This window comes from Pseudomonas sp. 32_A (genome assembly GCF_017490905.1).
Classification (GTDB): Bacteria; Pseudomonadota; Gammaproteobacteria; order Pseudomonadales; family Pseudomonadaceae; genus Aquipseudomonas; species Aquipseudomonas inefficax.
Genome location: NZ_JAFGYI010000076.1, coordinates 1 through 7,089, shown reverse-complemented (window position 1 = coordinate 7,089; position 7,089 = coordinate 1). Strand labels below are relative to the sequence as shown.

The 7,089-nt window shown below is 66.2% G+C and carries 4 protein-coding genes; 3 read left to right on the top strand and 1 reads right to left on the bottom strand.

Annotation, left to right across the window (positions count from 1 at the left end; translation table 11 throughout):
• Positions 1–562: 562 nt before the first annotated feature.
• Complete coding sequence (locus J5M58_RS25545; RefSeq protein WP_207880073.1) at positions 563–2,296, bottom strand: IlvD/Edd family dehydratase; 1,734 nt, start codon at positions 2,294–2,296, stop codon at positions 563–565.
• Between the two features lie 184 nt (positions 2,297–2,480).
• On the opposite strand from J5M58_RS25545, the gene J5M58_RS25540 reads away from it, so the two are divergent.
• From J5M58_RS25540 to J5M58_RS25530, 3 genes are all read left to right on the top strand, one after another.
• Positions 2,481–3,788, top strand: a complete 1,308-nt coding sequence (locus tag J5M58_RS25540) for an MFS transporter (protein ID WP_207880071.1) — start codon at positions 2,481–2,483, stop codon at positions 3,786–3,788.
• Between the two features lie 28 nt (positions 3,789–3,816).
• Positions 3,817–4,806 carry an AraD1 family protein gene (araD1, locus tag J5M58_RS25535; protein WP_207880069.1) on the top strand — a complete coding sequence of 330 codons (990 nt, stop codon included), beginning with the start codon at positions 3,817–3,819 and terminating at the stop codon, positions 4,804–4,806.
• A 204-nt stretch (positions 4,807–5,010) separates the two neighbouring features.
• Entirely contained in the window at positions 5,011–6,585 is a 1,575-nt protein-coding gene (locus J5M58_RS25530; protein WP_207880067.1) for an aldehyde dehydrogenase (NADP(+)), read from the top strand.
• Positions 6,586–7,089: the final 504 nt, after the last annotated feature.

The window sequence follows — 7,089 nt, the reverse complement described above, 5'->3', positions numbered from 1 at the left end:
GGCTCCCACAGGGACCGCGAAAGTCTTGAGGCCTGCGCCGTACCTGTGGGAGTGGCCGCGAACACTGGCAAAGCCGGTGCCATCCACCGCGTCGCCTGCTTCGCGGCTAAAGCCGCTCCCACAGGTATAGCGTGAACCCGAAGCCCGCATAGTACCTGTGGGAGCGGGCATGCCCGCGAAGCAGGCGACGCGGTGGATGGCACCGGCTATGCCGGTGTTCGCGGCCACGGCCGCTCCCACAGGTATAGCGTGACCCCGAAGCCCGCATAGTACCTGTGGGAGCGGGTTTACCCGCGAAGCAGGCGACGCGGTGGATGGCACCGGCTACGCCGGTGTTCGCGGCCACGGCCGCTCCCACAGGTATAGCATGAACCCGAAGCCCGCATAGTACCTGTGGGAGCGGGTTTACCCGCGAAGCAGGCGACGCGGTGGATGGCACCGGCTTTGCCAGTGTTCGCGGCCACTCCCACAGGTACGGCGCAGGCCTCAAGACTTTCGCGGTCCCTGTGGGAGCCCGGCTTGCCGGCGATGGGCTGCGCAGCAGCCCCAATGACGTCAGGCCTTAGTGCGAGTGCTTGGGCACCGCCGCGCCGCGGCAACCGACCAGGAAGTCGAAGTCGCAACCTTCATCGGCCTGCATCACGTGGTCCAGGTACAGCCTGGCGTAACCACCGCTGATCAACTGCGGCGGGGCTTGCAGGTCAGCCAGCCGGCCAGCCAGCTCCTCGGCAGAAATGTCCAGATGCAGGCGGCCTTCCTTGCAATCGAGTTCGATCCAGTCACCTTCGCGTACGGCAGCCAATGGCCCGCCAGCTGCCGCTTCCGGCGCCACGTGCAGCACCACGGTGCCGTAGGCGGTGCCGCTCATGCGGGCATCGGAAATGCGCACCATGTCGGTCACCCCTTGGGCCAGCAGCTTGGCCGGCAGGCCCATGTTGCCGACCTCGGCCATGCCCGGGTAGCCCTTGGGCCCGCAGTGCTTCATCACCAGCACGGAACTTGCGTCCACATCCAGCTCGGGGTCGTTGATGCGTGCCTTGTAGTCGTCGAAGTTTTCGAACACCACGGCGCGGCCACGGTGCTGCATCAGCGCCGGGGTGGCGGCCGATGGCTTGAGCACCGCACCTTTGGGCGCCAGGTTGCCGCGCAGGATGCAGATGCCGCCATCGGCCACCAGCGGCTTGTCGATCGGGCGGATCACCTCTTCGTCATACAGCGGTGCGGTCTGGCAGTTGTCCCACAGGCTCTTGCCGTTGGCCGTCAGCGCGGCAGGGTTGGGCAGCAGGCCGTGTTCGCCCAGGCGGCGGATGACCGCAGGCAGGCCGCCGGCGTAGTAGAACTCTTCCATCAGGAAGCGGCCCGAGGGCTGCAGGTCGACCAGGGTCGGCGTGCCGCGGCCGATGCGGGTCCAGTCTTCCAGTTGCAGGTCCACGCCAATGCGCCCGGCAATGGCTTTCAGGTGAATCACCGCGTTGGTCGAGCCACCGATGGCGGCGTTGACGCGGATGGCGTTCTCGAAGGCTTCGCGGGTGAGGATTTTCGACAGGCGCAGGTCTTCGCGTACCATGTCGACAATGCGCATGCCCGACAGGTGGGCCAGCACGTAACGCCGTGCATCCACCGCCGGAATGGCGGCGTTGTGCGGCAGCGAGGTGCCCAGCGCTTCGGCCATGCAGGCCATGGTCGAGGCGGTGCCCATGGTGTTGCAGGTACCCGCCGAGCGCGACATGCCGGCTTCGGCCGAGAGGAACTCGTTGAGGTCGATCTGGCCGGCCTTGTAGGCCTCGTGCATCTGCCAGACGATGGTGCCGGCACCGATGTCCTTGCCTTTGTGCTTGCCGTTGAGCATCGGGCCACCGGTAACCACGATCGCCGGCACGTCACAGCTCGCCGCGCCCATCAGCAGCGCCGGGGTGGTCTTGTCACAGCCGGTCAGCAGCACCACGCCGTCCACAGGGTTGCCACGGATCGCTTCCTCCACATCCATGCTCGCCAGGTTGCGGGTGAGCATGGCGGTGGGGCGCAGGTTGGACTCGCCGCTGGAGAACACCGGGAACTCCACCGGGAAGCCGCCAGCCTCCAGCACGCCCTTCTTGACGTGCTCGGCAATCTTGCGGAAGTGCGCGTTGCACGGGGTCAGCTCCGACCAGGTGTTGCAGATGCCGATGATCGGCTTGCCCTGGAATTCGTGGTCCGGAATACCCTGATTTTTCATCCAGCTGCGGTACATGAAACCGTTCTTGTCGGCGGTGCCGAACCATTGGGCGGAGCGCAGTGGGCGTTTGTTATCAGACATGGGAACACCTAATTAGTATTACTATTTGTCGTTGTGCGGTCGACTGTACTGATAAAAATGGTCTCTGTGAAGGCTTGTTGGTGCAATTAGTAATACTATAAGATCATTCTCCCAGGTCAGAGGTCTGCCAAAAAGTCCCCGGCCAGGTGCTGTACCCATTACAAGAACAATTGGAGACATCGCCATGATTCAGGAGCAGCGGCTCGTCCGCCTGATCACACTGAAACTCATCCCTTTTCTGGTACTGCTTTACCTGGTGGCCTATGTCGACCGTTCCGCGGTGGGCTTCGCCAAGCTGCACATGGGCGCCGACATCGGCCTGGGTGACGCGGCCTATGGCCTGGGTGCCGGGCTCTTCTTCATTGGTTACTTCCTGTTCGAGGTGCCGAGCAACCTGTTGCTCGACCGCTTCGGCGCGCGCCGCTGGTTCGCCCGCATCCTGGTTACCTGGGGCGCGATCACCGTCGGCATGGCCTTCGTTACCGGGCCCAACGGTTTCTACGTGATGCGCTTTCTGCTGGGGGCGGCCGAGGCGGGCTTCTTCCCGGGCGTGCTGTACTACATCACCCAGTGGTACCCGGTGCGCCATCGCGGCAAGATCCTCGGCTTCTTCATCCTTTCCCAGCCGTTGGCCATGCTGATTACCGGGCCGCTTGCCGGCGCGCTGCTGGGGCTTGATGGCAGCTACGGGCTGCATGGCTGGCAATGGCTGTTCATCTGCATCGGTACCCCGGCGGTGCTGCTGGCCTGGCCGACCCTGCGTTTGCTGCCGGACGGCCCGGCCAAGGTGCGCTGGCTCAGCGACGAGCAACGCAGCTGGCTGCAGGAACAGCTGGCCAACGACCTGCGCGAGTTCGGCCAGACCCGCCACGGCAACCCCCTGCATGCCTTGAAGGACGGCCGGGTGCTGCTGCTGGCGCTGTTCTACTTGCCGGTGACGCTGAGCATCTACGGCCTGGGCCTGTGGCTGCCGACACTGATCCACCAGTTTGGCGGCAGTGACCTGGTGACCGGTTTCGTTTCGGCCGTGCCTTACCTGTTCGGCATCATCGGCCTGCTGATTGTGCCGCGCAGCTCCGACCGCCTGAACGACCGCTATGGCCACCTCGGCCTGTTGTACGCACTGGGTGCGATCGGCCTGTTCCTCAGTGCCTGGCTGAGCGTGCCCGGCCTGCAACTGGCGGCGCTGTGCCTGGTGGCGTTTGCGCTGTTCTCCTGCACGGCCATCTTCTGGACCTTGCCAGGCCGGTTCTTCTCCGGCGCCAGCGCCGCAGCGGGCATCGCGCTCATCAACTCCATCGGCAACCTCGGCGGCTACCTCGGCCCGTTTGGCATCGGCGCGCTCAAGGAGCACACCGGGCAGCTGTCGTCGGGCCTGTATTTCCTGGCAGCGGTGATGCTGTTCGGCTTGCTGCTCACCGGTGTGGTCTACAACCGCCTCGAGCGCCGTCAGCGCCTGGCTTCTACGCGGGTAGCCCCGGCCTCCCGCTAACTTTCGCAACCGAAAAGCGAGCACAAGCATGCGATTGATTCAATTCGAAACCGCCACCGGCGAGCGCCGGGTGGGCGTGGTGGAAGGCGAGTACGCCCTGGAAGTACGTGGCGCCGGCAGCACCCGCGAGCTGGCCCTGCAAGCCATCGCCGCCGGCCGTGACCTGGCCAGCGAAGTACAGGCTGCCGGCCTGGGCGAGCGTCACGACTACCTGGCCCTGCTGGCCGAAGGCCGCGTATTGCCACCGCTGGACCATCCGGACCCGGCGCATTGCCTGGTCACCGGCACCGGGCTGACCCATCTGGGCAGTGCCGCCACCCGCGACAAGATGCACCAGCAGCAGGCCGAAGGCGCCGTTACCGACAGCATGCGCATGTTCCAGTGGGGGCTCGATTGCGGTCGGCCGCCGGCAGGCGAGGAGGGCGCGCAGCCGGAATGGTTCTACAAGGGCGACGGCGGCATCGTCGTGCGCCCAGGCGCCGACCTGCCGCTGCCGGCATTCGCCGAAGATGCCGGCGAGGAGCCGGAGCTGGTCGGGCTGTACCTGATCGGTGCCGACGGCACGCCGTATCGCCTCGGTTACGCGCTGGGCAACGAGTTTTCCGACCATGTGATGGAGCGGCGCAATTACCTGTACCTGGCCCACTCCAAGCTGCGCGCCTGCAGCTTCGGCCCCGAGCTGCGCCTGGGCGCGCTGCCGGCCCACCTGGAAGGCACCAGCCGCATCCTGCGCGACGGCCAGGAACTGTGGCGCAAGCCGTTCCTGTCGGGCGAGCAGAACATGTGCCACAGCTTCGAGAACCTCGAGTTCCACCACTTCAAGTACCCGCAGTTCCTGCGCGCTGGCGATATCCACGTGCATTACTTCGGTACCGCCACGCTGTCATTCGCCGACGGCATCCAGGCGCGCCCGGGCGATACCTTCGAAGTCAGCCTCGACGCGTTCGGCCAGCCGCTGCGCAACGGCATTGCAGCGGCGCCCGGGCAGGTTCGCCCCGGGGTGGTGAAAAGCCTTTGAGCTCGCCGCCAGCCAGTTGATGAATCGGTGCCGGTTTGCGGCCCTTCGCGGGCTCGCCCGCTCCCACAGGTACAGCGCAGCCTCCGGAACTGCGCGGCCCCTGTGGGAGCTGGCTTGCCTGCGATGGGCTGCGCAGCAGCCCCCTTTCCGCTAACTGCCTGACACAAGCATCTGAACCTTCCTTCTCATTTACAGGAGCCAACCATGACCGGAAGCAACTTCATTGGCGGCCAGCGCAGCGCTGCCGGCAGCGTGCGCCTGCAAAGCCTCGATGCGCGTACCGGCGAAGCCTTGCCGCTGGCCTTTGCCCAGGCCACCCCGGAAGAAGTGGACGCCGCCGCGCAGGCAGCCGAAGCGGCCTTTGCCGAATACAACGCCATGGCACCCCAGCGCCGTGCGCAGTTCCTCGATGCCATTGCCGATCAGCTGGATGCGCTGGACGACACCTTCATCGCCACCGTGTGCCGCGAAACCGCGCTGCCGGCCGGGCGCATCCAGGGCGAACGGGCGCGTACCAGTAATCAGATGCGCCTGTTCGCCACAGTGCTGCGCCGCGGCGACTTCCTCGGCGCGCGTATCGACCGCGCCCAGCCACAGCGCCAGCCGCTGCCGCGTCCCGATCTGCGCCAGTACCGCACCGGTGTCGGCCCGGTAGCCGTGTTCGGCGCCAGCAATTTCCCGCTGGCCTTCTCTACCGCCGGCGGTGACACCGCCGCAGCGCTGGCTGCGGGCTGCCCGGTGGTGGTCAAGGCGCACAGCGGCCACATGGCCACGGCCGAGCAGGTGGCCGAGGCGATCGAGCGCGCAGTGGTCGCCACCGGCATGCCCGCCGGCGTGTTCAACATGATTTACGGTGCTGGTGTCGGCGAAGCGCTGGTCCGCCACCCGGCGATCCAGGCCGTGGGCTTTACCGGCTCGCTCAAAGGCGGCCGAGCCTTGTGCGAGTTGGCTGCGGCGCGCCCGCAGCCGATTCCGGTGTTCGCCGAAATGAGCAGCATCAACCCGGTGCTGGTCTTGCCTGCGGCCTTGCAGGCCAGGGGCGAGCAGGTGGCCAGGGAACTGGCCGGTTCGGTGGTGCTGGGCTGCGGGCAGTTCTGCACCAACCCCGGGCTGGTCATTGGTATTGCCGGCGAAGCGTTCAGCACCTTCCTCAGGGCCCTTGGCGCGCAACTGGCCGACCAGCCCGGGCAGACCATGCTCAATGCCGGCACCTTGCGCAGCTATACCCAGGGCGTGCAACGCCTGCACCAGCACCCGGGCGTGCGCCATCTGGCCGGTGCCGAGCAAGCGGGTGAGCAGGCCCAGGCGCAGCTGTTCCAGGCCGATGTGAGCTTGCTGCTGAACGGTGATGCATTGCTCCAGGAAGAAGTCTTCGGGCCTGCCACGGTGGCCGTCGCAGTGGCCGACGAAGCCGAACTGCGCCGCGCCGTGCAAGCCCTGCATGGGCAACTGACCGCAACCCTGATTGCCGAACCGGAAGACTTCCAGCGTTTTGCCGCGCTGGTGCCGGTGCTGCAGCGCAAGGCCGGGCGACTGTTGGTCAACGGCTACCCGACCGGCGTTGAAGTGTGCGATGCGATGGTGCATGGCGGGCCGTACCCGGCCACATCCGATGCTCGTGGCACCTCGGTCGGCACCTTGGCCATCGACCGCTTCTTGCGCCCGGTGTGCTACCAGGACTATCCGGACGCGCTGCTGCCTGATGCCCTGAAAAACGCCAACCCGCTGGGCCTGCAACGCCTGGTCGACGGCCAGCACAGCCGCGAGGCGCTGGCCTGACGCCAGCCCGGTCAGGTGACTCCCGCCAGGCCAGGCCTGGCGGTTTTCCCGAGTCATTGGATTTGCCCGGAAACGAATGCGGTTCACAGATAGGCCAACGCCCCTGTGGGGGCGGGCGTGCCCGCGAAGAATCCAGCACGGTGGCTGGCACCGGCTGTGCCGGTGTTCGCGGGTAAACCCGCTCCCACAGGTACTGTGGCTGCGTTGAAGGCTGTGGTGATCCTGTGGGAGCGGGCGTGCCCGCGAAGAATGCGACGCGGTGTATGACACCGGCTGTGCCGGTGTTCGCGGGTAAACCCGCTCCCACAGGTACTGTGGCTGCGTTGAAGGCTGTGGTGATCCTGTGGGAGCGGGCGTGCCCGCGAAGAATGCGACGCGGTGTATGACACCGGCTGTGCCGGTGTTCGCGGGTAAACCCGCTCCCACAGGTACTGTGGCTGCGTTGAAGGCTGTGGTGATCCTGTGGGAGCGGGCGTGCCCGCGAAGAATGCGACGCGGTGTATG

What these genes read in the sequence shown, in the direction of transcription:
- J5M58_RS25530 (WP_207880067.1), top strand. Translation starts at nt 5,011, where the DNA reads ATGACCGGAAGCAACTTCATTGGCGGCCAGCGCAGCGCTGCCGGCAGC.
- araD1 (WP_207880069.1), top strand. Translation starts at nt 3,817, where the DNA reads ATGCGATTGATTCAATTCGAAACCGCCACCGGCGAGCGCCGGGTGGGC.
- J5M58_RS25545 (WP_207880073.1), bottom strand. Translation starts at nt 2,296, where the DNA reads ATGTCTGATAACAAACGCCCACTGCGCTCCGCCCAATGGTTCGGCACC.
- J5M58_RS25540 (WP_207880071.1), top strand. Translation starts at nt 2,481, where the DNA reads ATGATTCAGGAGCAGCGGCTCGTCCGCCTGATCACACTGAAACTCATC.